Annotated in this window: 32 protein-coding genes; 4 read left to right on the plus strand and 28 right to left on the minus strand. The window is 34.6% G+C overall.

The features are described 5' to 3' along the window. Window positions 1-29: 29 nt before the first annotated feature. A complete protein-coding gene (locus KGI96_RS09870) occupies window positions 30-671 on the plus strand; it encodes an ISAs1 family transposase (RefSeq protein WP_213156461.1) in 642 nt (213 codons plus the stop codon). Window positions 672-742: 71 nt separating this feature from the next. Here the strand turns inward: KGI96_RS09870 and KGI96_RS09875 are convergent, their stop codons facing one another. The 24 genes from KGI96_RS09875 to KGI96_RS09995 form a co-directional block, all read right to left on the minus strand. Next, on the minus strand, window positions 743-1,489 hold the full coding sequence (locus tag KGI96_RS09875; protein ID WP_211598635.1) for a DNA cytosine methyltransferase: 747 nt from the start codon (window positions 1,487-1,489) through the stop codon (window positions 743-745). An 11-nt stretch (window positions 1,490-1,500) separates the two neighbouring features. Then, window positions 1,501-2,334: a DNA adenine methylase gene (locus KGI96_RS09880; protein WP_211598637.1), complete on the minus strand. Its 834-nt coding sequence runs from the start codon at window positions 2,332-2,334 to the stop codon at window positions 1,501-1,503. A gap of 65 nt (window positions 2,335-2,399) precedes the next feature. Continuing rightward, a complete protein-coding gene (locus KGI96_RS11295; RefSeq protein ID WP_211598638.1) occupies window positions 2,400-2,516 on the minus strand; it encodes a Com family DNA-binding transcriptional regulator in 117 nt (38 codons plus the stop codon). 136 nt (window positions 2,517-2,652) lie between these two features. Next, entirely contained in the window at window positions 2,653-3,099 is a 447-nt protein-coding gene (locus KGI96_RS09890) for an enoyl-CoA hydratase (RefSeq protein WP_211598640.1), read from the minus strand. Further along, window positions 3,092-3,694, minus strand: coding sequence for a DUF4376 domain-containing protein (locus tag KGI96_RS09895; RefSeq protein ID WP_211598643.1), 603 nt, complete (start codon window positions 3,692-3,694; stop codon window positions 3,092-3,094). The genes KGI96_RS09890 and KGI96_RS09895 overlap by 8 nt, the downstream gene beginning before the upstream one ends. A gap of 15 nt (window positions 3,695-3,709) precedes the next feature. Then, entirely contained in the window at window positions 3,710-4,978 is a 1,269-nt protein-coding gene (locus KGI96_RS09900; protein ID WP_229577167.1) for a pyocin knob domain-containing protein, read from the minus strand. Between the two features lie 11 nt (window positions 4,979-4,989). Next, window positions 4,990-5,565: a YmfQ family protein gene (locus KGI96_RS09910; protein ID WP_211598644.1), complete on the minus strand. Its 576-nt coding sequence runs from the start codon at window positions 5,563-5,565 to the stop codon at window positions 4,990-4,992. Then, window positions 5,565-6,626 (minus strand): baseplate J/gp47 family protein, encoded by a 1,062-nt coding sequence (locus KGI96_RS09915; RefSeq protein WP_211598646.1) that lies wholly within the window; start codon window positions 6,624-6,626, stop codon window positions 5,565-5,567. Before KGI96_RS09915 ends, KGI96_RS09910 begins: the two co-directional genes overlap by 1 nt. Window positions 6,627-6,638: 12 nt before the next feature. Further along, window positions 6,639-6,989, minus strand: a complete 351-nt coding sequence (locus KGI96_RS09920; protein WP_211598648.1) for a phage GP46 family protein — start codon at window positions 6,987-6,989, stop codon at window positions 6,639-6,641. A gap of 105 nt (window positions 6,990-7,094) precedes the next feature. Then, window positions 7,095-7,670 carry a phage baseplate assembly protein V gene (locus KGI96_RS09925; RefSeq protein ID WP_211598650.1) on the minus strand — a complete coding sequence of 192 codons (576 nt, stop codon included), beginning with the start codon at window positions 7,668-7,670 and terminating at the stop codon, window positions 7,095-7,097. Further along, window positions 7,670-8,773 (minus strand): phage baseplate assembly protein, encoded by a 1,104-nt coding sequence (locus KGI96_RS09930; RefSeq protein WP_211598656.1) that lies wholly within the window; start codon window positions 8,771-8,773, stop codon window positions 7,670-7,672. The genes KGI96_RS09925 and KGI96_RS09930 overlap by 1 nt, the downstream gene beginning before the upstream one ends. Before the next feature lie 8 nt (window positions 8,774-8,781). Then, window positions 8,782-10,161: a DNA circularization protein gene (locus KGI96_RS09935; protein WP_211598658.1), complete on the minus strand. Its 1,380-nt coding sequence runs from the start codon at window positions 10,159-10,161 to the stop codon at window positions 8,782-8,784. Next, window positions 10,161-12,533 (minus strand): phage tail tape measure protein, encoded by a 2,373-nt coding sequence (locus KGI96_RS09940; protein ID WP_213156463.1) that lies wholly within the window; start codon window positions 12,531-12,533, stop codon window positions 10,161-10,163. The genes KGI96_RS09935 and KGI96_RS09940 overlap by 1 nt, the downstream gene beginning before the upstream one ends. 46 nt (window positions 12,534-12,579) lie before the next feature. Further along, window positions 12,580-12,717: a hypothetical protein gene (locus KGI96_RS09945; RefSeq protein ID WP_211598662.1), complete on the minus strand. Its 138-nt coding sequence runs from the start codon at window positions 12,715-12,717 to the stop codon at window positions 12,580-12,582. 77 nt (window positions 12,718-12,794) lie between these two features. Next, window positions 12,795-13,163, minus strand: coding sequence for a hypothetical protein (locus KGI96_RS09950; protein ID WP_229577169.1), 369 nt, complete (start codon window positions 13,161-13,163; stop codon window positions 12,795-12,797). Then, window positions 13,163-13,534 carry a phage tail protein gene (locus KGI96_RS09955; protein ID WP_211598664.1) on the minus strand — a complete coding sequence of 124 codons (372 nt, stop codon included), beginning with the start codon at window positions 13,532-13,534 and terminating at the stop codon, window positions 13,163-13,165. Before KGI96_RS09955 ends, KGI96_RS09950 begins: the two co-directional genes overlap by 1 nt. 10 nt (window positions 13,535-13,544) lie before the next feature. Then, window positions 13,545-14,963, minus strand: a complete 1,419-nt coding sequence (locus KGI96_RS09960; RefSeq protein ID WP_211598672.1) for a phage tail sheath subtilisin-like domain-containing protein — start codon at window positions 14,961-14,963, stop codon at window positions 13,545-13,547. After that, window positions 14,963-15,142: a DUF2635 domain-containing protein gene (locus tag KGI96_RS09965; protein ID WP_211598674.1), complete on the minus strand. Its 180-nt coding sequence runs from the start codon at window positions 15,140-15,142 to the stop codon at window positions 14,963-14,965. The genes KGI96_RS09960 and KGI96_RS09965 overlap by 1 nt, the downstream gene beginning before the upstream one ends. Further along, a complete protein-coding gene (locus tag KGI96_RS09970) occupies window positions 15,132-15,782 on the minus strand; it encodes a phage protein Gp37 (protein WP_211598676.1) in 651 nt (216 codons plus the stop codon). The genes KGI96_RS09965 and KGI96_RS09970 overlap by 11 nt, the downstream gene beginning before the upstream one ends. Next, window positions 15,782-16,207: a gp436 family protein gene (locus KGI96_RS09975; RefSeq protein WP_211598678.1), complete on the minus strand. Its 426-nt coding sequence runs from the start codon at window positions 16,205-16,207 to the stop codon at window positions 15,782-15,784. The genes KGI96_RS09970 and KGI96_RS09975 overlap by 1 nt, the downstream gene beginning before the upstream one ends. 5 nt (window positions 16,208-16,212) lie before the next feature. Then, a complete protein-coding gene (locus tag KGI96_RS09980) occupies window positions 16,213-16,539 on the minus strand; it encodes a hypothetical protein (protein WP_211598681.1) in 327 nt (108 codons plus the stop codon). 49 nt (window positions 16,540-16,588) lie between these two features. Further along, a complete protein-coding gene (locus KGI96_RS09985; protein WP_213156465.1) occupies window positions 16,589-17,509 on the minus strand; it encodes a Mu-like prophage major head subunit gpT family protein in 921 nt (306 codons plus the stop codon). Between the two features lie 116 nt (window positions 17,510-17,625). Then, window positions 17,626-18,582, minus strand: a complete 957-nt coding sequence (locus KGI96_RS09990) for a phage protease (RefSeq protein ID WP_229577171.1) — start codon at window positions 18,580-18,582, stop codon at window positions 17,626-17,628. A 225-nt stretch (window positions 18,583-18,807) separates the two neighbouring features. Continuing rightward, window positions 18,808-19,266: a phage virion morphogenesis protein gene (locus KGI96_RS09995; protein WP_249111441.1), complete on the minus strand. Its 459-nt coding sequence runs from the start codon at window positions 19,264-19,266 to the stop codon at window positions 18,808-18,810. Window positions 19,267-19,453: 187 nt separating this feature from the next. On the opposite strand from KGI96_RS09995, the gene KGI96_RS10000 reads away from it, so the two are divergent. Further along, window positions 19,454-20,488 carry a YadA C-terminal domain-containing protein gene (locus KGI96_RS10000; protein ID WP_213156467.1) on the plus strand — a complete coding sequence of 345 codons (1,035 nt, stop codon included), beginning with the start codon at window positions 19,454-19,456 and terminating at the stop codon, window positions 20,486-20,488. Between the two features lie 64 nt (window positions 20,489-20,552). On the opposite strand, the gene KGI96_RS10005 is transcribed toward KGI96_RS10000, so the two are convergent. After that, window positions 20,553-20,945 carry a YchJ family protein gene (locus KGI96_RS10005; RefSeq protein ID WP_211598686.1) on the minus strand — a complete coding sequence of 131 codons (393 nt, stop codon included), beginning with the start codon at window positions 20,943-20,945 and terminating at the stop codon, window positions 20,553-20,555. A gap of 116 nt (window positions 20,946-21,061) precedes the next feature. Here KGI96_RS10005 and prfA point away from each other — a divergent pair, with 116 nt between their 5' ends. Beyond that, window positions 21,062-22,138, plus strand: coding sequence for a peptide chain release factor 1 (prfA, locus tag KGI96_RS10010; protein WP_211598688.1), 1,077 nt, complete (start codon window positions 21,062-21,064; stop codon window positions 22,136-22,138). Window positions 22,139-22,162: 24 nt separating this feature from the next. Further along, complete coding sequence (locus KGI96_RS10015; protein ID WP_211598689.1) at window positions 22,163-22,675, plus strand: DUF2569 domain-containing protein; 513 nt, start codon at window positions 22,163-22,165, stop codon at window positions 22,673-22,675. 411 nt (window positions 22,676-23,086) lie between these two features. On the opposite strand, the gene rpmG is transcribed toward KGI96_RS10015, so the two are convergent. The 3 genes from rpmG to radC form a co-directional block, all read right to left on the minus strand. Then, on the minus strand, window positions 23,087-23,257 hold the full coding sequence (rpmG, locus tag KGI96_RS10020) for a 50S ribosomal protein L33 (RefSeq protein ID WP_090921417.1): 171 nt from the start codon (window positions 23,255-23,257) through the stop codon (window positions 23,087-23,089). 11 nt (window positions 23,258-23,268) lie between these two features. Further along, a complete protein-coding gene (rpmB, locus tag KGI96_RS10025) occupies window positions 23,269-23,505 on the minus strand; it encodes a 50S ribosomal protein L28 (protein WP_211598691.1) in 237 nt (78 codons plus the stop codon). Between the two features lie 166 nt (window positions 23,506-23,671). After that, complete coding sequence (radC, locus tag KGI96_RS10030; protein ID WP_211598693.1) at window positions 23,672-24,340, minus strand: RadC family protein; 669 nt, start codon at window positions 24,338-24,340, stop codon at window positions 23,672-23,674. Window positions 24,341-24,352: the final 12 nt, after the last annotated feature.

Consider the following 24,352-nt stretch of genomic DNA (forward strand, 5'->3'; position numbering starts at 1 on the left):
CTATTATTCAATAACAAATAGGTGTAAAAATGAATATATTATCAGCTTTTAAAGATTTGGAAGACCCTCGCAAAGATATAAACAAAAAACATGACTTCTTAGATGTTATTTTTCTTGTCGTAAGTGCGGTAATATCAGGTGCAGAAGGATGGAGTGAAATTCATCAGTTTGGTAAATTGAATATAAAATGGTTACGAAAATACCGAGATTTTGAAAATGGTATTCCTGTTGATGATACGATTGCTCGTATTGTAAGACGGATAAATCCTGAGAAATTAAATTATATTTTTATTAATTTTATCAATGAGATACGAAAATCACAAGGCAAAGAGTGTATTGCAATAGATGGTAAAACATTAAAAAACAGTTCACATTTAGAGCCTCATAATGCCCTACATAGTATTACGGCTTGGAGCTGTTCAAGAGGATTAATTTTAGCTCAAAATAAGTCCAAAGGTAAGAAAAATGAGAATGAAAGCATTCTAGAAATGATAGATATTTTAGAGCTAAATCAAGCCTTCATTACGGTAGATGCGATGAATACGCAAAAGAAAATAGCGAAGAAAATCATAGAAAAGAAGAGCGATTATGTGATGCCATTGAAAAATAATCATAAGAAATATAAACCGCCTAAAATTTTTGCATACATAAGCGTTTTTATCTGCATATAAAATAATTTAATTTTATGTAAATAAAAACGCCTTTTGATACCTATTTAAGCCGACATATTTTTTAATAAAAGTTAACCCAAAAACTTAATTATCTCTCCATAAATATCCCTAATTAAATCAAGCGGAATATTAGATCGTGCGTTATAAGTTTTTAAAACATTACTCAATTTTACCCCTGCATAATAGTTTTCATATTTAAGATAAAGAGGAATATTACTTTTAAACTTAGTTGGTTTTTTAACTTGATAATTGTAATTTCCGTAGTATGTTGGATTGTCATACTCTATATGAAATCCCAAAACTTTTTCAATATAATCCCACATTCTACTAGTGTAAGGATTTTCAATAATGTAAATTTTAGGTTGATAACGTTTAATAATCTCAATAGTATTAAATATACATAGTTCACCATTAATTCGATTCAAAAATGATTTTTCATAGCGAAAATGCACTCTTGACACTTTTGGAATTTCGTAATCACTTCTATTTCGAATAACAAAGCGAGATCCTTTTTTATCTTCTTGTTTCCAACTTGCATTACCGCCCCACATAGTGCTTGCAACACTAAAACTCTCACACGGAGGGCTTGCTATTATAACGTCTGGTTTTGGCAATCTATCTAGTTTCTTAAATAACTTATTTGTTCCAAATAATCTAGAATAATCTGCTAAATTAAGTTTAATAAAGTGATTATTTTTATTTTCTATATCAATGCCGATCGGATATATTTTAATGTTTGGAAAAGTCTTGGCTGCTTTTGAGTAGCACCCATTTCCGCTATCAAACAACGCCCAAATTATTATTCTCTTTTTTGCCACAATTCCCCCCCTTAAAACATATAAACTAAATTATCTTCATACTGAATAGCATAGCTTGTAAAAGCATTTATTGTTATACGTCTAGCGTGTTCAAAACTTTGATAATTATTAAACCTATTTTCAATTATATAATCAATAAATCGAATAAATTCAGATTTAGTTGAACTGAAGAAAATGTATGGTGGTTTTGTTAAATTGATAAGTCTTAAGAAATCAATCAAATCAAAGTAAGTATCCTGCCTGTAAGATTTTTGATTAGTGCATAAGTAAGGAGGATCTAACAATAGCAGTACTTTTTCTTGATTTTGAAACTTCGGAATTAATGTGTGAAAACTCTCATTAATTACCTCAATATCATTTAAATAACCATCAGCATTTGCATAGTCACTTTGTCTAACGCAGTTCCAAAATGTTTTTGAGTACAATTCATCAAAATTACTAACTTGTTGCCCACTAAATAATAACCACGAAGCAATGCAATTTAAGTCTTTATATCCTTTGAAATTGTTGATTATTTTAATAATTTTCAATTTTAAAGATAAATGTAACCGCTTATTTTTGGGTGTATCTTTGGCAATATCATAGATTTGTTGGCGAAGCTGATTAGTCTCATTGATGTGTTTTAATCTCTCTGAATACCTATCAAAATCGTTATAAATTACCTTTACCTGTGGTTTTAAATGTTTTGCAGTATGACTTAATAAACCACTACCACCAAATACATCAACAACAGTCCAACCTTGACCATCACCTTGTATATTTTCATTTAATATTTTTTCAAAATGTTTTAAAAACATTCTTTTTTGTCCAGCGAACGGGAGGGGCGCTTTTTTGAATTGAGCCATAATTTTTCCTTTTTTAAATTATGGAGCTCTGGCATTCAAGATGCTCTGACTCTCAAGTTGGTTAATTAAATTTGTTTATTTTTTTTACAACGAGTACATTTAATTTCCAAATTCTGTACAATCATTGCTTTTGCAAGTAACTTATTACAGCACTTGCAACGGATTTCTACTTTTTTCTGCATATATTTTCCAATTTGTTAAAATTATCTGCTAAAATCCGCCTTGCTCGGATCTGAGTAGGCGGCGTATGGCTATATGCAAGTATGTTTTGCTTAGCTGACATTATTATGTGTTGCAGCACTAATAATGTCGCCGTCTTTAAAGTATTGCATCTAAATCATTCGGACTAAACCTCCAACCATTCTCACTATTGAACAAACAGTTAAAAACCCATTCTGAACAAAATATTTTATTTTTATCTTGATTAATTAATAAAGTAACGCCAATTGCTCCGCAGAAGTCATATCTTATACCTTTTGTTTTCTCAAAGTAGCATTTAATATCTTGCTCTGTAATGTTTTTAACTTCTTTTAAATCCCAATTTCCATTTTCCACATTGATTTGTTTACAACGTACTCCCCCGTCTCTCGGGCTTGAACTGTAGCAGTCGTAAACAGTTGAATATTCATAATGATAACCGCTTTCGGGCTCAATTTTTTTTACAACAAGCTCACAGTGTGAATACTTGCCTTTAGTGAAAAAACGCACAATGCGATCAATAAGGTTTCCTTTTCCTTTATAAAATGCTATATAAATCTTATTCATTATCTACCTCTTTATAAATTTCACACCATCCGTCACTAAAATCATATTCAAGCGGATTTTCTGATTGCAGCATTAGTATTTTATGTCGTTCTCCGTTTTTGAAATTTTCTATTTCAGTTAATAAACGAGCATTAATGACATTAGATAGTAGTTCTTCTGTCATTATTACAAAAGAGCCGTCCATCGTTTTCCAAAGTAGATCAGGTGGTATTGTTGGAAGTTGTTGCAGTGTCATCAATCGTAAGTGTGAGCGTTCATAAGTGTGAAACCATTTGTCATTTACTTTCACTCCCGATTCGCTCATTTTGTCTCTGTGTTCTCGAATGTTAAGCCAAGCCTTTTTTTGTTCTTTTTTGAGAATTCTTGCTTTATCTTCTTCTGTTAAAATCCATTCAGAACCATTCCACTTGTGATGTTTAGACGGTTTAACGGGTGTTAAAAATAATTGATTATCTTTAATATAAATTTCTTTTCCTTTCGCTCTTTCTTCAATGAAATATTGAAAATCATCATCTGAAACTTCTATTGAAAGTTCTGGTACTTGATGAATTTCATCTGTTAAAAATACTTGTCTATTTACATCATAAAAATACATATTAATCTCCTTTACTTATTGTCCTATCGCGAACCAGTAAAACTCACAACTTCCTGAATTATCATCGATCCACCCCTCAAAACTATTTGCATTTACATTCTTAACTGTAGCACTTACTACATAATTAGCTTCATGACGATTATTTGCATAATGATGTCCTAATTCTTTCAAATCATCTATGCTTGTGATAAAAACACCAAAGCAGTTTTGTGTAAAACTTATATTAAAATTATATCGTCTAGAATGCTCATAACCTTGCTCATTATTGACATATCCCCATTGCAAAATTAATCCACTAGGTAATTTTTTCCAACCATTTTGTGTTAAATTTTGTACAGTCCTAGGATTTAATAATTCCCATTCTGACCATTCATTATTTGCAAAGTGACGTATATAAAGTTCACCCTCATTGGTTCGATACTCTTGATGAATGAATGTTTCACTAAATCCTTTAACAAATAAAACACCTGCAATATTTTTGGGATAATTTAAAACTGTTAAATCACCATTCCCCCATTGTCTACCGCGATGATATATTCCTACTTTCCAGATATCATTAAAATTTTCACTTGTTAATGCTTTCACTTGAAAATCATCTTCTGTTAATACTTTTGATATATTAATGAATAAGTCACCAGTCATTGTATCGCCAGATTTTGATACTTTTCCATTTGCTGTGTTTTGTGCTGTCACTGCTTTGTCATAAGCCGTTTTAACCGCTTTTGGTGTCGCAACATCATCTTCGCTATTTGAAGTAACAGAGCTTGATTTTTTACTGTTATCAATTTTATGATTAGCTATATTTTCTGCTGATACTGCTTTGTTTAAAGCTGTTGTACCACGATCGTAAGCAATTTTTACTGCACGAGAACTTCCTACTGTTGTTTGACTAGTAGAGCTTACAGAATTAGAAATATTGCTTTGTGAAACTTTTGTATTTGCTGTGTTTTGTGCTGTCACTGCTTTATCATAAGCAGTTTTAGCAGCTTTTGATGTTGCGATAGTGTCTTCGCTTGTTGAAGTAACTGAGCTAGATTTTTTCTGAGTAATCTCTCTATTAAAAATACTCATCAATGCATCATAAATTTGAGTATTTTTAGCATTATTTGGGACATCTTTAACTTGTTTTAATAAATAAGCAAACTCATCTCCAAAACTTTGCAGCACTTTCTGAACGTTATTAAGCCATTTCGCTGTAACAATCGTCCCTTGTTCACCACTTGCAGGGTTTCCGTCGTGAAATTCCCCATCATTTGATTCAATATTTTCAAGTTTTTCTTTCATTTTTTATCTCTCTATTTATAAGCAAAATAACAGTAAGTATGAGCAGGTTTTAAATCTTTAAAAAATTCTTCAACAATACGATCCCCAAATTCAACTAATCTATTGCCTGCCGTTGATTGTCCTGCTCTGAAGTAAATAATATTGTCATCGCCATTTAACACCGTAACTCGCCACATAAAAATTAGTGTTTCGGTTGGAGAATTTTGAATAGGGATATCCCCCACATTTGGTAAATCATTTTGAAGTGGCGAAAATTCTTTAATTTGAATTTCAACCCCTATACTTTCAGCGAGTTTTATAAAATAAGGAATGGAAAGCCCACCGATTGCATTTAGTTTAATAATGACTTTGTTCACTCTTTCTGCATAAGATTTATTTAAGTCTATTTCAAGCCCTAGCATTCTTTCCCAATCAGCAATCATCTCACCAGACGTCTTGGGATGAATAGCATTTAATACATTGTTAGCACTGGCGTGCAATCTATCAAACGCATTACCATCGACCTCGCATTGAATAAGAAAATTTTCACCATTTGTGTCATAAGAAACGGGCGGATAGAGTGTTGATAAGACCTGTTTATGCTTCATTATTCCATCTCCGTTACAACCACTTCACCAAGCCTAAACCATTCTATTTTATTAATAATATCGGCTTTTCTATTTAGTGTTGGAGTAGTAAAGCGTCTATCTACCACATTCACTAAATCACTAACAATTGCTTCACATTGAGAAACAATTAAATCATCCCCTGGTATCAATGAATCAAAATACGTTTTTAATGCCTCTTTAATTGAATTTGTTACTTTTGTGAGTGTTGAATCAACATATTTAACAGTGATATTAAAATCAACGAGAGTAACATCAGGCTTAACAACTCTTGATTCTTTCGCGGTCACAGGGCGAACATCATCAATATAATTTTGACATCGTTCGACAGTATCATCACTGGGTAAACCATTGCTTGCAGTAATAGCGATATCAACAGTGCCAAGCCCTCTGCGCAACGGATAAACATAAGCATTAGTCACGCCTTCAACACTTATCGCCCAGCGTCTATAATCATATTTATTGCCACCAGCCGCTGGTCTGCGAATAACTTCAAGTAAACGCTCTAATAACTCTGCATCTGTTTCTGCATCTGTTCCCCCGTTTATGTTGCTTAAAACAACTTCAGATGAAACGCCTGCGGGAGCAGACATAAATTGCCCAGTGGTTGTTGTATTAATATTTTGTGAGCTACCTATTTCCAATGAATTAACAGCAACATTGACAGTGCCGTCAGTAGTAATCACGGTAGATTGTTTTGTAGTATAAAAACGACCATCTGCTGATTTAATTTGAAGTCCTGTTGTAATTTCTGAGCCTGCTTCACCTTTAATCAGTGCTTGACCGACTGCATAAGTCCCATTTTTACGCCTTAAACCTCGTAAACTTGCGTGTTTTTCCAAAAAATCAGTATCTGCAGTATCAGGAAAGATTTGTTTAACCAACCATTTTTGATGAGAATAAATCCCCTCTGCAGTTGCCGCTAAAGCGGAAGCCCGTGCATAATTATCTGAATCAACGCTTGTGTCAGCATTATGACAAAGAGATTTTAAATCACGTAAAATTTGATCTCGAATTTCTTCTAAACTGGGAACAATATACATTTTAAAACCTCTTTAAATAACTTTTACAGGGTGTTTAAATTCAAATAATTCACCGCGATTGTCAGTGACTTTTATATGTAGGAAAAGGTAGCCATCATTTGGTTGTGTATGAGTAACGATAATTTCTTTTGCTCGCCCATCATCAACCAATGGTTGCAATGCTTCTTCTGCATATTGCTGAGATAACAAACCAACACGTTTTAAGTCTTTTTCACGATTTAATGTATGAAGTAAAGAACCAAGCGATTTATCCGCCCACCAAAATCCGAGAGGTTTAGTAAGCCTGATATAAACCGCATTTTGCAATGTGTTAATTTGTTTTCCCGAATAATCTCGGGTTTGTGGGTTAATTTCTCTGTCCATAATCGAATAATAATTAAAATAGGGATAGAGAAAGAGAGGAGGGGGTTCAGCACTAGCGGTATGATTAAAATGTGTAAATTCTAGTAAAAATCATACCGCTTGTTATCACTTGACAGGCTCACTTGTTAAAGCACCTGTTTCTGGGCTTTTATGATTATGTTTCTCACCGCTTACACCATTAGAAACATGATCTTTAGCCGTTGAAACTCCACTAATATCTAAATTACCATTATTCGTTGTGTTCGCATTGATTGTTGCACCTTCTGTTGCTGTAACCTCATATTTTTTACAATTTAATCTAAAAGTGTCACAATCAACATCTATTAACCGACCTTGTTTTAAAATGATTGAACTACCACTTTTATCATAAACTGCTACTTCACCATCTTTCAAGTTTTTAACACGAAATGATCCGTTTTCAGTTGCAATAACAATACCGTGTGAAGTATTGCCGCCCAATGGAACTACAATACACTCAGTATCTTTAGGCGGTCGAGAAGTAAAACCGAATTGTTGCATCATCTCAACATCCTGCAATGTTTCATCAGCCAATCCTGAAACTTGAACTAGCTGAATTTTTGGCTTGCTTTTAACTAAATTTAACACCCCACGAAAAGCAGAACGGACACCATTTTTAACATCTTGAGCAACTGAACGCTGTTTATCTAGATATCTTTTCATTAATCACCACCTAGCACAATTAATTCACGATCACGTTTTCCTTTTCCCTTACGCTTACGTGCCTTTTCAGATTTTTTTGTATAAGCGTCAGGTGTCCAAACACCGTCTTCTTTAAAACGTAATTCTGTTTGTGTTCCACCACTTCTAGAGAGCATAAAACGTCGTCCCATTAAAAAAAAGATTGCATCAATATCATACTCATCAGAAATAATATGAACACGTTGTCCCGCTTTCCACAATACACCGTCTTGAGTTTTATGATCTGGAACAGTAATAGTTAATGTTAGTTCTTCCAGTTTTCTATCTGATAACCATTTTTTAGCAGCCTTTTTTAATGCTTCTAAGTTCTCAATATCACTAAGCACAACAGTTTTTTGTTTGTATATTTTAACATTAGGGTCTTTATAAACCCATTTTAGATCGTGTTTTGATGAATCATTTGAGCGACCGTGTTTTTGAGCAAGAAAAGTTACCTCTGAATAACTTTGAGAAATATCACGAACTTCATTAATTTCAGAAAAATTATTATTCTTACCGTTTTTAACACATTGTAATGTTGCAACGGGTGGCGATGAATAATCAGCCCCCCCAACAATTAAAGTACCGTCAGAGTCAAACCAGCAATGTAAACCTGCGGAGTTTGCACAACGCATAATTGCAGTCCAAGCAGTTTCACCAATTTCAATATCCACCTTATCTAAAGTAGGGTTTTTCTCAGCTTTTAAGGTAACTTTGGTAATCCCCAACGGTTTAACTATTTTCTTAACTGCATCAAAAACCGTTAGTCCTTTTACGTTAGTTATAGGTGCTGAGCAATCAACAAGAATAGAGGCTCTATCTCTGCCATTAATTGAATAACCACGACTATGTTTAGTGGTATTTCGTGATGTAGTATCAACAATACCAGTAAGCACAGTCTCTCCATTAATCATTACTTTTGCTTCTTTCCAGGTCAAATCTTCAATTTTAGTTACATCAGAAGTGATACCCAAGTCAAAAGAAAAGGCATCTGCAGCAATTAAGAAATCACTATCAATATCATAGCTTTTCCAGTCTTTATGCTGTTTACCGTCAATTTCTACAACAATATCGTTTTTAATCATATTGCCACCTATTTTGAATAACAATTAAGCAACGTACCTTGCTTAATAAAATTCGGTTGTCTAATCTGTGGGTTTAACTTCAGCAACTCACCAGAGCGACGATAATCACCGTAAAATAAATGTGAAACCTGCTGTAATGTACCGTTAATCTTACATTCTTTGATAATCATTGGTGGTTTTTTATTTATCGTTAAAATAGCCAGTTCCATTATTTCGCTTGCAATATTACGAATAGACTCGCCCGTTTTATGTGACAAGCTGTAATTTGCTGTATTTAATTGTCCTGCTGTTAAACTGCTTGTTTTTTCCATCTCATTTTGTAAATGACGAATGACATTAAGGGTTTTAACTAAATTTAACCTTAATGCAGTCGTGATTACTTCAACTTCAGAGGGAATTAAATTTTCACTATGTTGCTCAAAAAGATTAACGACAACTTTACTTAGTGCGATAGAGCAACTTAAATGCACAGCACAAGTTAATTCTTTTACATCATTTTCACTTAATGAGCTACTTAATGAACGTAATGATGTTCGTTTGTTTTCAACGCTTTCATTACCAAAATTGACTAGTTGCTGAGGTATTTTTAAAACATCATCAATTGCACGACAAACATCATTAAAATTAGAAATAACAGTTAAACAAGGTTGCTCAGAAATGGCAGTGATATTGCTCTCAATTATCTTATGAATAACAGAAATAGCTTGTGTTGAACTGTCTTTAAATTCTGCTTTATTAATACTTTTATTAAAAATCGAATCCAAAGAAACAAAATCATCATTTATTTTAATTAGCGAGAAATCATCTTCAGCAAAATCAAAAAGTTCAACAACTTGTTTAGCACAGCCAAATAATGCCCCCCAAACGTTTAATAATCTCGTTTTACTATTAAAAGCAAAGCTGACTATTTGCATATAAGAAGCAAATAAAGCGGTAAGATTATCTTCAAACTCTTCAATTTGTAACAACAGTGCATCAATTTTAGAAATGACCGAGTGAAACACAAAAATTGGCTGTGGCTTACCTGTTTTCTTAAAACTTAAATCAAGTGCGACATAATCAATATTGTCTGCTTCGTGACTTAGTCGAGCAGAATATAACACCATATCCTGCATACGCCCACGCACAGGATGAACCAACAACCCTTTTGAACTATCCTGCATTAAATTAAGAAATTTTTGATAATCGACAAAATAACCCTCGCCATACAAAATCGCTTTTAAGGTTACATTCTCAGGGTTAAATCCCATACATTCTAAATCAGCTCCATTGATAAAAGGGTAACTATGTTCAACTAATGCTTGTTCAAAAGTATCATCAACAGATAACACATCAAATCGTACACCTTTAAAACTGGCGTGTTGAATTGGTACCGTCCAACCGCTCATTATGATACCCCCATTCTTTTATCCATATTATAAAGTTTAGTAGATGTTATTTCTGTGATAACTCGCCCATCCATTTCCAGTGTAATAAAGTTCTTAATTGTATGGGTTTGGTTGTTAATTGCTTTAAATCCATCTGAAATGGTTTGAGTTAGCCCTTGAATATAATTATGATAATCTGGCATTTCAGACATATTATTTTGAGGTCTAACAATGGATCTGATTTGCTGTTCATTTTTCAAAATCCGTTTATCATAATCATCTTGGCTTAACGTCCCCTGTTTTAATCGCTCTTTTGCTACCTCGCTATTATGTTGCAAAGCTGAAATTGAATAACCTCCGTGATAATTGATACCGCTACTTTTTATTGGTGCATAAGGTGCGGCTTGAAATCCCAATGAATGTTTAACTTGTGAAGATTTTTCATAAGATTGTTGAAATGCTTTTTTAGCTTCAGCACGTTTCTCTTCTTCAGCCTCACGTCGTGCATCATAAGGAATTTTCCCCTCAGCTGCTGCATAGCCAAATAAAGCAAAGTTAGAAAGTGTTGATGCTCCTGTTGCAATACCTCGTGCAACATTACTTGCGACACTAGGAGCAACTTTTTGAATAACGCTAGGAGCAAATTTACTCGCAATACTAGTTGGTACCAGGCTTTTAACAATATTTCCAGTAACAACAGGATTTTTTCCCCCAGCCATACTCATTAAACTAAATCCAGCTAATGCAGCACCAAATGTAATAACAGCATCTTTAGTACCAATGATATACTTAGATAATTCAGGATATTCTTTTCCATAATCTGCTAATGTTTCACTTAAATCCCCAAGTATATTATTCACTTTTTCAAAGTTTTTCATCTGAGTGAAGTCAGCTGTATTTTGTAGTTTTTTTACTTTTGCATCATTCGTATCAGCAATCACTTTATGAGACACATCAACATCCCCATCACTATTTTGTACTTTTTTTTCAACGTTTTTTCCTAGATTAACATTATTGCGAATACCTAAAAATGCCATTAATGCTTGTCTATCTGAAATAATTTTACCAACAGCTGAACCTTCGACTAAATTAGTCATTTGATTAAGTAACTCTTCTTGCTCTTTGCCTTTTGCTGTTTTTAATTTTTCTTTAAGAGCTTTGTATTTATCATCATTTCCTATAACATCTTCCATAATTGCACCAAAAGCTTCTAATGAGTTCATTCCTTTGCTTTTGTATTTTTCCATCGAAGCAAGAAAATCAATGCCTTTTTCCTCTCCTGTTTTTGGATCTTTATATTTTAAATTTTTAAAACGCTCATTCGTTTCTTTTGATGTAATTTTAGCGAGAAGATTAACTAAATTATTTCCTGCTTCATCACTTGTTCCTGCTGTTACTCGCGCCTGTTGGTTTGCAACTAATAATGTTTGTAAACCATCCATTCCTGTTAAACCTGCATTTTTAGCCGCTGCCATTTGTTGTGGCAACCAACGAGCCATATCAGCAAGCTCAAAATTACCAGCTTGACCTGCAGCAACAGCCATATCTAATACTCGCCCAATTTCTTTTGGATCAATATTAAATTGTTGCATTGATGAAATAGCAATACGGGCTAAATCTTCTGGACTTGCCCCCGTTGCAACTGCCCCCTTTTGTAAAGTCGGTAATAGATCCATTGCAGTTTTAGCATCCACCGAACCACTGGCAAGTAAAGTATCAAGTGAAGCAAGGGCATCCTCTTTTGAACCTCCGCCAATATTTACCGCATTTTCTACCGCATTAAATAGCTCTTTTTTACCTGCTATACGTCCCTCAACACCTCGTTCTGAAAAAGCCGTATTGGAAACCATTGCTAAACGGCGTTCAAAACTCATTTGGTTACGACTAGGTTCACGCATAACCATTGCACCTGCTGTAATACCCGTTCCCACAGCCATTGCACCACGACCAATTCCACGAGTTCTATCACCAAAAGACATTTTGCCCATTTCAGCATTTAATGATTTAATTTGCTGTTTATGTGCAGCAAAAGCACGTTTTAATTCATTTGCACTAGCCAGTCCACTACGTTTTAAGCGTTCATAACTCATTTGAGAGCGACGAATTTCACGCTGAACAGAGCGTTCACTACGAACCCCTAATTGTTCACGACTTCTTGAAATTTTCTGAGCAGTACGCAAAGCACGTTGTGAAGCCAACTCTTTTATGTGTTGTGTTTCTTCAACCTTTTTCGCAACTTTCTCTTCTGTTTTAACCTGTTCCTTACCGCTTTTAACCGCAGCATCTTCGGTGTTTTGAAAACTTTTCTCAGCTTCTTGGGCGACTTTTTTTAATCTTTTTGATGCATTGTCTTTAACGCTTAATTCAAGCTGAACCTTCATATCATTTGCCATTTTTAAACCCTCTTTAAAACCGTTTTAAACCTATAAAAAAGGGGCATTAAGCCCCTTTTGATTTCTTTTTTCGCCGTGTAAACACATAATGCGTTACATTATCCATCGCAGGTGCAACATTTTGTTTAACGCCTTCACTTTCTAAATAGTTTTCCACCCAGCTTGTCATTTCAAGCAAAGGCATCTCCCAGATAGCGGTCGGATTAAAACCAAATTTTGCAAATAGAATTACCGCTTGTTGATATTGCTTAAACGCCTCTTTTACTCTGTTTTGTGAATGTGTGGCTCTGTTAGGGAAACGCTTGTTGTTTGGATTACCATATCGCCTAAGCGCTTTTTTCTTAATTCAACCAATGCTTCTAAAATAAGCCAATAATCCTCATCAACTAAATTTTCAAGCATAAAATCAACGGTTAATGCTGATTTTGGAATGCCTGATATATCGACTTGTTCAACCAAGTGAGCCATATCCACAATGGTTCTATCACGAAGAGATTCACTTTCAGGCTCAATCCCTAAATCAGCCAGCACTTCCTGTGCTTTACAATTTCCGCCGACCGTCAGTAATTTAACTGAAAAATCTTTGTGAATTTTGCCGTTAAAAGACAAACCAAAATTTAATTTTCCCATTATTCTTTAACCTCTTTCAATGCGTTCATCGTAATATCAATAGTGGCTTCACCATCAACAGTATAGCTTTGTCCCACTTCAGTTGTAAAACAACCCAAGTATGAAGTACGTTTTTCATCGTGACCTAATGGGAATACAGTTATTTTTGCATCTTCGATATATTCCCAAATAATTTGAGTATCAAGCGGAACAATTGCGGATACATTAAGAGAATATTCACTAATCCCTTTTGAAAAACCCTGTGCGTGACCGCTACTATTCATTGTTTTTACTAGTTTTCGCCCTGTCTGTTTTTTTACATCCAGTTTAGTAATTTCAATTTCACGCCCATCTACCTCTAAAACTGCCGAGCCTGCATATACTTCTGCCATCTAATCCCCCTTATAGAATTAAATCAATTTGGTTGGCTAAAACGTGCAATCCATTGACCACATCAGATGGAATTTTGGTATCAACACGATTCACATCATTTGGATTACGCACCACAATTAAACGTTTTTTGTGTTTATCGACATTTTCGATAATTTCCACTGCTTCCAAGCGATACAACACATCAAGAATTTCCGAGCGTACTTTTGGTACTTTTTTATCGTGTAATTTCTCACGTGGAAAACGTAGATTTAAACGTGTTTCAACAGCTTTGCGTACATAGTCCATCGTGCGGATAGATGTTAAATCTAACCAGCTTGGGTCATCTGTACCTGTTACATTTTTACGATAAGTCGTAATTGCACGCACAATCTGAACACGAGGACCTACAACCTCAAGAGGAGTTACTCCATTAAATAGAGCTTGATTAAATTCACTAAATGTCGGTTTTTGAGAATCATCCGTTAATGTCAGACCTTTAATTTCAAGTGTATTCAGTGGTCTTGCAGGGTCTTCTTCATAAGCAATCACCGCACCATAACCCGCAGCTAATATCGCATTAGATTCAATTGCCCCTTTATACCAAGCAATGGTTAATCGCTCCGAGTTTAAACTTTCACCAAGTGTGGTTGCTTGAGCTAGTGAACCACGAAAACCAAGCACACCAATCGCAGGTTTCTTTTCAATTGGCGATGACATATTTTCTAAATGAGTACGTAGTGCTTTGGTATTTTCAGCATCAGAAAATGCAGAAATAATAATGTGATAATGCTTACCTGCTATACTAGCAAGGGCTGATTCAATCTGAGCATTACGCTGACCACCGCTAAATGCAGATAATTCAATATCTAAACTCTGTGCTGTGGTGTATGCTGATAATGCAATTTCATTTCCAATCTCCCCTTTTTCTTTTGCAGTTAAAGTCAATACCTTTTCATTGGTACTCGCTACAACAGGACAATAAAGTGAACTATTAATCACCGCTTCTAAGCGACTTGCAATAGCCGTTGCTTCTTCGCCTTTTTCTGCTGCGATTTGATAGTTTTTTCCTGCAATAGCAACCGTCACTAATCCAGCGCTGGTTACAGTTGAATTAAATGTAACCGAACCACTGGCTTTAATACCAGCACTATGGTCACGAATACCCATTACTGATAAACGAATTAACTCATTATTAGAGATAGCTTGACGTGACATCAAATGAGCCGTTGAGCCTGCACCAAATAATTTCTCCGCTTCTACATCAGAAAAAACTTTAACTGGCTTAGTAAAATCACTATCACCGCCTAACATCGGAGCAATAATTAAGACTTCTTGCTCATTAATTGGTAACGTACTGACTGCATCTTTGTTATTGTATTCTGTATAAACACCAGGCTTACGAATTGAACGAGGAATTTTTTCAAATTCAATATTGGTAGAATCTGTCATTATTTCACCTCTTTATTTTTTGCTTTAGTTTGAGTTTCGGTAACTTTTACCAAGTCACCATCTGCAATACGACGTTGGTAATAAACCGAGTTTTCAACCTCAACGACTTCTTGCTCAATATATTGATGTGGACGATGTTCAAAAGGCACTTTCACACCATTAATTGCTTTAACTTTCATTTTTTTCTCCTAGTTCTACAACAAAAGGTTGTTTGACATTTTTAAGACTAGGGTCAAAAATCTCGCCCCCAATCCTTTTTAAATCAGGCAATGGATCATCTAATTGCCCTTGATATGTTTTAAAAATCGTTTCCCATTCTTTCTCTCCCTCTGGAAAACGCCCATCTTCTAAGAAATCTTGCTCGGTATATTTAATTTCAAACTCTAAAGAAAGAGCAGATAAACGCTCTGAACGAATTTCTGCATTATTTAAAATCGTACGAATGCGTTTTGGTTTAATAAAGTCAACAAGTCCATTTAATGTTTGATTAACTAATAAATACTTCACTGCTTGTGCAAGTTGATTAACACCAATTTCATTTTTAGTGATTCCTCCCTTTCTGCTTGCAGTACCTGAACGCAATGAACGAGCTAAGACTAAAACAACAAAAGAGCTTGATGTTTTATAGCGTTTACCTCTGCTAGTTGCTCCCATTGTGTCGAAGTTTGAGCCACCATAAGAAACTAAACAAAGCGGTAAACGACGTACATTTAATTGAGTATCATCAATTTCACCAGAGTAACTATCCACTGAATAAACTAGCTTTCCCAAACCTTTTTTTAGTCGTTCAATCAATGCGTTTTCAATCTTAGTAATCATTAACGATCTCTCTTAAATATACGATTATTGCCATTAAAAAATTGCACTGAAAATTCGCCATTATCCGTGTTAGTGTTTTCATCAGTGTTAGTAATCCCCAATGAAACAACGCCTTTGCTAATATTTTCAAGCTCTTTAAGTGATAACTTATAACGTTCAATGACTTCATCAGTAATTAAATGAGAAGACATACTACACAGACGATAACGAGCCAAGTCACAACAAATTCGTACTAAGTTTTGCGGTATCGTTTTAAGTGGTAAGCGATAACGCCCCGCTAAATAACCATCCACTTGACTAGATGAATCACTTAATGCTGTATTAAGTACTTCAATATTGACTTCACCAGTCATTTCTCTATCCGTGAGTTCAATCGCTTCTTGCTCACCCACTCGTTTTAAAAAATCGTCTGTGTTTGCGTACATAATAATTACTCCGCAATAAACTCAACCGCCAAATAAGGATCGGTTTCAAGAGTATTAAGCAAATCTATATCGACATCTTCTGCTTCAATAAGCACCGCTTTATCTTTGAAGAAACGATACCCCGCACGCCCATAGCTTTCATTTGGGTGAGTTGAACGTAAGGTTACTTCAATCGCTTTAAAATCGACTTCTACAACATTCATTCCTGTTGTTTCACAAACGGTTTTTGTCTGATTTTGTTGTTTTTGGACTTCAGTTTTTGGAACCTCTGGCTCTTGAGTTTGCTGTTCTTGAATTTGTTGTTCTTTATTTTTGGTTTTTTTCTTAGTCATTTTTTTATCCTCTTTATCTTTAATAAGGCAGAAATCTGCCTTAAATTAATTACTCAATAATTTGAGAACTCACCATTACTTTTAAACGACCTTTTAACACATTGGTTGTGCCACCAATAATGTCAGCTTCACAAATCTGACGAGCTTTAAATTCAAGTGCTGGTGGAACTAAAATCACATTAGGACGAATATTTAACAACTTGCCACCATCGCCTTTAAGGGATTGCATTGTTGCCACAATACTCATAATGTTTTCAGCTGTGAATTCCGTTTGTTCTACACGATGAGCGAGTTGCCAGAAGCCAAAACCTGCATTACCACGCGCACGCACACCCCACAAATACACATCTTCCATAAAGACTTTATCGGATTTGCTCGGATCAAACTTCGTTTCAATTTCAGGTTTAGTGCGTTCCTGCCAAATTAACGGCTTAATCGAATTGGTTGTGTCAAAAATATAAAACGGTAACGCCTCAGAGGTTGAGCCTGTGGTTAAATTGCTCTGTGTTTTATGCGAACCTGTGCCATCAACATTTTCATAAACAGGGTGGTCAGTATCAAAGAAGTTTTGACCGTCATAACACAAGGTGCTTTTACCCTTGCTTAAAATCCCAAACACCAAATCATCAGGTAATTCCGCTGCACTTTGACCTGCTTGTTTTGCCACATCTAAGAAAACCCCTGATTGATCATCTTCAATATTGGTACGTGGAATAGCAACCGTTGATTCAAACGTTTTATTCTCAATTTGTGTTGCTTGTGCCTGCATATTATTGATAGTACGTGTGCCAACCCACTCTTTCATTTTAGGAAATTGTGATAAAAAGCCGTAAGTATTAACCAATGTATTTGAAGGCACTCGCATTGCAACATCATTCCATTGTGGTTTTATTAAGCCTAAACCACCGTGAAACTCTTTACGTAAAGCAACATCTAACGCTTTTAACAATTCTGATTTTTTAAAACTCATTATTTATCTCCTTCTGTTTTATATTCTTTTGCATATTCCTCAGCCGTCATACCCAACGAACGAGCCGCTGCAAGTTCACCTGCTGATAACGCAACAGGTTCTTTTTTATTTGGATCTTAACCACCTGATTGTGTACCTTTTAAAGCACTATTCGGGGTTACTGTTTTCAAATAATCAGATAACGCTGTAAGATTGTTTTTACCCAAATCTTCAGCCCACTGCTTCTGAGCAGGTAACAAACGTCCATCAGAAAGAGCGGTTTGAATTAACGATTCGCATTTTTCTTGTTGTACCTGAGCCTTGAAATTATTTAACTCAGTTTGAACAGTCTGCAAATCAGAAAGTGCTACGTATTTAGCAGGGTCGGGATTAGTTGCTTTTGCTGATTCAACCTGTGCTGATAAAGCGGTCACTTGTTGAGTGTTTTTTGCAAGTTCATCATAAACAGCACTTAATGCAACTTTAGAATCTGTTGCTTGTTTCGATAATGCTGTTACTTGTGCTTCTATTTGCTCATCTGTTGCATCAGCACCTAATGCAAAAAGCTTAATTAGTAAATCTTTGAAGTTCATTGAATTGTCCTTTGTTTGATTTAAGCGTTCAGATAAAGCCAAAGCTTCATCTAAGTTATGAAGAGCAGGGCGGTTTGTTAATGCTGCATTGATAACCTCAACAACTTTTCCATCTTTGTCAGCAAAGAAAAGAGGTGAAATATAACGATACTCTTTATTTTTGATTTGAGAATGGGCTTTTTCTGTCCATTCCACATCAACAAAGATACCTTGCCCTGAAATGTATTCTGTTTTGATAAACCAGCCTGCGGCTGGATTTTCTTTTCCGTTCTCTTTGATAAAAAGCGTCTGATGTTCATAATCAATCATCAAGCGAATTGGAAGTGAATTGATTTGTTCCGCTAACGCATACCCATTAGAATCATCTACATACCAGCCCCCTTTGCCTTCTTTACGTCCATCTTGCGGATAGAAACGCCCAAACGGAAAAAGCTGGATACGCCCATTCACTTTTGGATCAATTTCAAAATTACACGCAATAGGATTAAGTGTTGTCGCCATAAAAAACCTCATATTCGTTTGATGGTTGTAGAATAGCGAAAAGGAATAAAGTAAAAGAGAGGATGGGGTTCAGCACCAGATTATGCTTAAAAATAAAGAATTGTTATTGATAAGAAGTTAAAACCCTTTTTAAAACGTTTTAAAACCGCTTTAAAAAATTTTAAAAAAAGTTATTCGTTAAATTATATCAATTAAAAAATAACGCCCTTAATGGGCGTTTTAGGGCTATTTAATTAGATTTCTAAAATAGGTCTGAATATCATCAATAATATCTTTTTCGTCTTCGGAGGTTAAAGTTAAAAAAGGGCGTGCAGGAATTTTAACTTTTTTATTACGACCAGCCATTCCGCCGAATTGATGAATAGTGGCATATTGAAGGTTTGTGCCAACCGTTGCCGAATCATTATCAAAAGCAGCGGTAATACTATTTTTTAAAACACCTGTATCATTTAATATCTTGCCGTCTCTTTCAATAGCATTTCCATCTCTGTCTTTTCTTGGACGACGTGGTTTTATGCCCAACCATTTTGGGCGACCTTCTTCCTCGAAATTTTGCAATACCGCTTTTTCCATTCGGATTGCAAGCACACCCATTAACGCTTTGCGATTATCAGTTTTATCAGCTAACTTATTTAATAAAGCAGTTACTGTATCGGCATTATTTAATTTCACTTTAATGATCATTTTTACTTCCTGACTTATTTCTATTGATTTTTAATTTAAACCTTGTTATATTTTGGCCAGCTACTAAAAAAGCGATGAATCTGGGTTCGCGGTCGAAAAGCTGAAACAGTGCTTGGGAATGTGTGTAGGAGCCCCCAGCCCTACTTGGTGGCTATTTTTTTAGCGAAATTTATGTAAGGATACATATATGACAAAAATAAATAAACTTTCATTAGCTATACTAATGAGTTTCTCTCTCTCAAATACCTCTTTTGCAGTTGAAGCAGCCAAACCAAATATTGCATTAAATATCTCAAATATTATTTATCATACTGCAAATATTCCAGCCACTTTATACCGTCATAAAGAAACAATCGGGGAACTATTAAAAGGTGATATCATTAATCCTAATAGTGGTTTCATCGGTAGAATATTTGGTTTAGGAGAAAGTCTTGCAAATGGGAAAATTAGTAAAGTGATAAAGTTATCTTCTGATTTAGGAAAAGAAGTAACAAGTATTATTGATAATGCTGCTCAAATTAGAAATATTTCAGAAGAGAGCCTTCCTGGTGCATTTATCAATACTATTTATAATATACCTAATGAAGTAGTAAAAGCAACAAATAATATACTTGAAAAAACAGCAGATACTGTTGTTGAAAGAAGTTCAAATTATAAAGAAGCAAAAGAAACAATCGCTAAAAACAAAAAGGAAATTGAGCAAGATAAGAAGCAAATCGAAATTATAGGAAAAAATAATCAAGGTTTGCAAAAAGAAGTAAAAAATATAACTCAAAAAGTGAATGATTATGGAGTAGAAATCAATCAAGTTAAAGAAAAAACAAAAGTTGTTGAGAAAAGTACTCGTGATGTACTAGAAAATGTAAGAGGTACACAGCAATTGCTCTCTACAAATACAAATCTTATTAGAAATAATACTAATGAAATTAACCATATTAAAACTGATCTAAATAACCGTTACAATCAAGTAAATAATAAAGTGAAGCATAATCGTAATACCAGTAGTAGAGGTATTGCAAGTATTGCTGCTATGTCAAATATCCCTCTTCCTGCTATTGTAGGGAAAACAACTGTTGGTATTGGTATTGGTCATTATGATCAGAAAACAGCACTTGCAGCAGGTGTAGGGCGTTATTATGAAAATGGAACCGCAATGAAACTTTCAGTAGGCTTAGCTGGTTCACAATTATCAGTAGGTGGCGGTGTTTCTTACTCATTCTAAATAAAAATTGTATTTATTTAAAATTTTATACCTCTTAGGACTATTTTTAGTGTTAAGAGGTTTTTTATACATTCGGATCCACAAAATACCATTTATTCCCTTTATAAATAAAAAGCGATAATTCGTGGTGTTCTGCTATTTTTTGCTCAGTTTTGAAATAAGCCTTAAATTCTACCGTTGCTCTGTTTTTAGCAAACGTAGGATTATGCGCCACAATCTCTAAACCACACCATTTAGTCATTTTAGCCCATTGTTCCATTGCGGATTTATCTAAGTGTTTTTGCTGACTTGGTAGGGTGGTTTCTACAATATAATTAATATTGATCAGCGTATAAGCACTGTAACGTGAACGCATTAGCTGTTCGGCGGTGAGTGGTTTTGCGATGTGTTGATGAAAAGGTTCGCAACATTCGGCGTAACTTTTGTTTGATTGACAAGGGCAAGGTTTATGATTCATTTTCGATTTTATCCACAGTAAAAAGTAATATTATACAAGCAATTTAGGTGATTTTCCGTTACAATAAGCGGTCATTTTTATATTAAATTTTACAAAAAATAGCTGAAAATAAAATTATGAAACAATCAATTATTACAAAATTAGAAAGCCTAACGGAACGTTATGAAGAATTACAAGCTTTGTTAGGTGATGCGGGTATTATCAGTGATCAAGACAAGTTTCGAACCTATTCAAAAGAATATTCACAGCTTGAAGATGTGGTTAAAACTTTTTCTCAATGGCAACAATTACAAGAAAATATTGAAGAAGCAAAAATCTTGTTAAACGATCCAACAATGAAAGAAATGGCGGAAGAAGAAATTGCCGAAAGCGAAGCACAAATTCCTGAACTTGAACAGCAACTGCAAATTCTATTATTACCAAAAGATCCAAATGATGAATATAATTGTTACTTAGAGATCCGTGCAGGAACGGGTGGCGATGAAGCAGGGATTTTTGCGGGGGATTTATACCGTATGTATTCTCGCTACGCAGAAAACCAACGCTGGCGTGTCGAAGAAATATCGGCAAGTGAAAGTGAGCAAGGCGGATATAAAGAAATCATTGTGAAAATCAGTGGCGATAGCGTTTACGGTAAGTTGAAATTTGAGTCAGGCGGTCATCGTGTGCAACGTGTACCAAAAACCGAATCGCAAGGACGAATTCATACTTCGGCTTGTACAGTTGCGGTTATGCCTGAGTTACCAGAATCAGAATTGCCAGAAATCAATCCATCTGATTTGAAAATTGATACTTTCCGTGCGTCGGGGGCAGGTGGTCAGCACGTTAATACCACCGATTCTGCGGTGCGTATTACTCACTTACCAACAGGTATCGTGGTTGAGTGTCAAGACGAACGTTCACAGCACAAAAACAAAGCCAAAGCAATGTCGGTGCTTGCCTCTCGTATCGTTCAAGCTGAGCAAGAACGTCAAGCTGCACAACAAGCAGACACTCGCCGTAACCTGTTAGGTTCAGGGGATCGCAGTGATAAAATCCGTACTTATAACTACCCACAAGGTCGTGTAACGGATCACCGTATCAACTTAACATTATACCGTTTAGATGAAGTGATGAATGGCAAAATGGAAGAATTAATCCAGCCGATTATTACTGAATATCAAGCGGATCAGTTGGCGGCATTGTCGGAATAATTACTTTCAATAAAGAAGGAATATATGTCTTTAGAAGTTAAGAAAAAGAGAACACAAGAGATTGGTGGCTGGTTAGTTTTATTAGGAATAACCATTATTCTTAGCTTTCTTAAAATAATTTATTTTATTTCACAAAATCTTTACCCTTTTCTAAATGACGGTTATTTAGAGTTATTTACATCTACAAACTCTGAATATTATATTCCTTACTTTATGCCTTTATTTATTTTTGAATTAACTTTTAATATTATATTTCTACTTTTGTGGTTTTATGTATGTGCTTTATTTTTTTCAAAAAATTATAAATTTCCAAAGTATTATATTTATATATTACTAGCTAACTTAGGATTTGTTACTTCAGATACTTTTTTAAGTTTTTCTGTTATGAATGGTTTTATGCCTAATAGTGAATTTTTTGATAAAGAAACTATAACACCTATTATCAAGCTAATTATTAGTTGTGCTATATGGATTCCATACCTTAAGTACTCAAAAAGGGTAAAAAATACCTTTGTAGAAAAGAAACCTATTGAATAAATAACTCTGTGTTTGAAAACTAATTATTACAAGCGGTCACTTTATTCACCCAATTTGCAAATTTTTGAATAAATCCTACCGCTTATTTTTTATAAAAATCAATAGATTACATTATTAATGTAGGGGCGTGATTAGCAAACTTGTTTGCGTATATCCGCCCGTTGCTCGATATAAAAATTATCACAAAACATTATTAGGCATCAATATAGCGGGTAGATCAAATCGAAAATTTACACATTTAATATTTTACATATAGACAGGGCTTGCCCTGTCTATACAATATATTTATACATCAATGGGTGGTTATATTAAAAAATGAATGAAATTCGCTTAAACAGAAAATCTTATCATCCTAATGCCATAAAAAAACCCAGCAAAAGCTGGGTTTTAAATTTTGATATATAAAGAAAATTATTTGATTTTTGCTTCTTTATACATAACGTGTTTACGCACAACAGGATCATATTTTTTGATCTCCATTTTACCTGGCATATTACGTTTGTTTTTATCAGTAGTGTAGAAGTGACCTGTTTCAGCACTAGACACTAATTTAATTTTTTCACGATTACCTTTAGCTGCCATTGTTTAGCTCCTTAGATTTTTTCGCCACGAGCACGAATATCAGCTAAAACTGCATCGATGCCTTTTTTATCAATAATACGCATACCTTTCGCTGTTAAGCGTAAAGTTACGAAACGTTTTTCACTTTCAACCCAAAAACGGTGAGAGTGAAGATTAGGTAAGAAACGACGGCGAGTCGCATTCATTGCGTGTGAGCGGTTATTCCCCACTGCAGGACGCTTGCCTGTTACTTGACAGACTCTAGACATTGTTATTCTCCAATAATTTGCTTAAGCTTAAGTTAAATGGTTCGGGTATCAAAAACATATTAATTATGCTTTTGTACCTCGTCAGGCATATACCCAATCCACCGACTACTATAAAGACTGGCGATTATACTTTGTTTATTTACTGCATTCAAGTATTGTTCATCTTTTAGGTTAATTTTTCCTCTTCAAAAGAAAAATAACTTCCTTTTCCAATAATAATATGATCAAGAAAGCGAATATCAACTAATTCACAGGCCATTTCAATTTTATTCGTAAGAATTCTGTCTGATTCACTTGGCGTGCAATTACCTGATGGATGATTGTGTGCAACAATGATGGCAGCAGAGTTACATTTTAACGCTTCTTTAATTATTTCACGAGGATGAACACTTGCTTGATTAATTGTGCCATAAAACATTTTTTCAGCTTTAATCACTTGATGTTGATTATCTAAAAAAATAACCATAAAAATTTCTCTCTCACTCTCTTCTAATTCAGATTGAAAATACATTACTGCAAGATAAGGTTCACTAATCACTTCTGTAAATTTAATTTTTTGGTTGAGATAACGTTTTGTCATCTCTTTTGTTGCTTGAAGTTGAATAAATTGCGTTTGTCCTAAGCCTTTAATTTCACAAAATTCTGTTAAATTTGCAGTAAGTAATCCTCTCAAAGAACCAAATTTATTTAGTACATTTTCTGAAAGTTGCATCACGGGTAATCCTTTAATGCCAGTACGTAAAAAAATGGCAAGAAGCTCACTATCTGTTAATGTTTCAGCACCAAATTTTAGAAGTTTCTCTCGTGGCATCAATGGTTCTAGTAACTTAGTCATTATTATCCTATT

Origin of the sequence: Phocoenobacter atlanticus subsp. cyclopteri (assembly GCF_018343795.1) — a bacterium.
GTDB classification, from domain to species: domain Bacteria; phylum Pseudomonadota; class Gammaproteobacteria; order Enterobacterales; family Pasteurellaceae; genus Phocoenobacter; species Phocoenobacter atlanticus.

Excerpts from the sequence above, each read along its gene's own strand:
- KGI96_RS09870 (WP_213156461.1), top strand. The coding sequence starts at position 30 with ATGAATATATTATCAGCTTTTAAAGATTTGGAAGACCCTCGCAAAGAT.
- KGI96_RS09900 (WP_229577167.1), bottom strand. The coding sequence starts at position 4,978 with ATGAAAGAAAAACTTGAAAATATTGAATCAAATGATGGGGAATTTCAC.
- KGI96_RS10000 (WP_213156467.1), top strand. The coding sequence starts at position 19,454 with ATGACAAAAATAAATAAACTTTCATTAGCTATACTAATGAGTTTCTCT.
- KGI96_RS09935 (WP_211598658.1), bottom strand. The coding sequence starts at position 10,161 with ATGAGCGGTTGGACGGTACCAATTCAACACGCCAGTTTTAAAGGTGTA.
- KGI96_RS09955 (WP_211598664.1), bottom strand. The coding sequence starts at position 13,534 with ATGGCAGAAGTATATGCAGGCTCGGCAGTTTTAGAGGTAGATGGGCGT.
- KGI96_RS09945 (WP_211598662.1), bottom strand. The coding sequence starts at position 12,717 with ATGCCTTTGCTTGAAATGACAAGCTGGGTGGAAAACTATTTAGAAAGT.
- KGI96_RS09930 (WP_211598656.1), bottom strand. The coding sequence starts at position 8,773 with ATGATTAAAAACGATATTGTTGTAGAAATTGACGGTAAACAGCATAAA.
- KGI96_RS09990 (WP_229577171.1), bottom strand. The coding sequence starts at position 18,582 with ATGGCGACAACACTTAATCCTATTGCGTGTAATTTTGAAATTGATCCA.
- KGI96_RS09890 (WP_211598640.1), bottom strand. The coding sequence starts at position 3,099 with ATGAATAAGATTTATATAGCATTTTATAAAGGAAAAGGAAACCTTATT.
- KGI96_RS09920 (WP_211598648.1), bottom strand. The coding sequence starts at position 6,989 with ATGGACAGAGAAATTAACCCACAAACCCGAGATTATTCGGGAAAACAA.
- KGI96_RS09940 (WP_213156463.1), bottom strand. The coding sequence starts at position 12,533 with ATGGCAAATGATATGAAGGTTCAGCTTGAATTAAGCGTTAAAGACAAT.
- rpmG (WP_090921417.1), bottom strand. The coding sequence starts at position 23,257 with ATGGCAGCTAAAGGTAATCGTGAAAAAATTAAATTAGTGTCTAGTGCT.
- rpmB (WP_211598691.1), bottom strand. The coding sequence starts at position 23,505 with ATGTCTAGAGTCTGTCAAGTAACAGGCAAGCGTCCTGCAGTGGGGAAT.
- KGI96_RS09985 (WP_213156465.1), bottom strand. The coding sequence starts at position 17,509 with ATGAGTTTTAAAAAATCAGAATTGTTAAAAGCGTTAGATGTTGCTTTA.
- radC (WP_211598693.1), bottom strand. The coding sequence starts at position 24,340 with ATGACTAAGTTACTAGAACCATTGATGCCACGAGAGAAACTTCTAAAA.
- KGI96_RS09895 (WP_211598643.1), bottom strand. The coding sequence starts at position 3,694 with ATGTATTTTTATGATGTAAATAGACAAGTATTTTTAACAGATGAAATT.
- KGI96_RS09925 (WP_211598650.1), bottom strand. The coding sequence starts at position 7,670 with ATGAAAAGATATCTAGATAAACAGCGTTCAGTTGCTCAAGATGTTAAA.
- KGI96_RS09915 (WP_211598646.1), bottom strand. The coding sequence starts at position 6,626 with ATGTATATTGTTCCCAGTTTAGAAGAAATTCGAGATCAAATTTTACGT.
- prfA (WP_211598688.1), top strand. The coding sequence starts at position 21,062 with ATGAAACAATCAATTATTACAAAATTAGAAAGCCTAACGGAACGTTAT.
- KGI96_RS09995 (WP_249111441.1), bottom strand. The coding sequence starts at position 19,266 with ATGATCATTAAAGTGAAATTAAATAATGCCGATACAGTAACTGCTTTA.
- KGI96_RS10015 (WP_211598689.1), top strand. The coding sequence starts at position 22,163 with ATGTCTTTAGAAGTTAAGAAAAAGAGAACACAAGAGATTGGTGGCTGG.
- KGI96_RS09910 (WP_211598644.1), bottom strand. The coding sequence starts at position 5,565 with ATGAAGCATAAACAGGTCTTATCAACACTCTATCCGCCCGTTTCTTAT.
- KGI96_RS09980 (WP_211598681.1), bottom strand. The coding sequence starts at position 16,539 with ATGACTAAGAAAAAAACCAAAAATAAAGAACAACAAATTCAAGAACAG.
- KGI96_RS11295 (WP_211598638.1), bottom strand. The coding sequence starts at position 2,516 with ATGCAGAAAAAAGTAGAAATCCGTTGCAAGTGCTGTAATAAGTTACTT.
- KGI96_RS09965 (WP_211598674.1), bottom strand. The coding sequence starts at position 15,142 with ATGAAAGTTAAAGCAATTAATGGTGTGAAAGTGCCTTTTGAACATCGT.
- KGI96_RS09880 (WP_211598637.1), bottom strand. The coding sequence starts at position 2,334 with ATGGCTCAATTCAAAAAAGCGCCCCTCCCGTTCGCTGGACAAAAAAGA.
- KGI96_RS10005 (WP_211598686.1), bottom strand. The coding sequence starts at position 20,945 with ATGAATCATAAACCTTGCCCTTGTCAATCAAACAAAAGTTACGCCGAA.
- KGI96_RS09950 (WP_229577169.1), bottom strand. The coding sequence starts at position 13,163 with ATGGGAAAATTAAATTTTGGTTTGTCTTTTAACGGCAAAATTCACAAA.
- KGI96_RS09975 (WP_211598678.1), bottom strand. The coding sequence starts at position 16,207 with ATGTACGCAAACACAGACGATTTTTTAAAACGAGTGGGTGAGCAAGAA.
- KGI96_RS09960 (WP_211598672.1), bottom strand. The coding sequence starts at position 14,963 with ATGACAGATTCTACCAATATTGAATTTGAAAAAATTCCTCGTTCAATT.
- KGI96_RS09970 (WP_211598676.1), bottom strand. The coding sequence starts at position 15,782 with ATGATTACTAAGATTGAAAACGCATTGATTGAACGACTAAAAAAAGGT.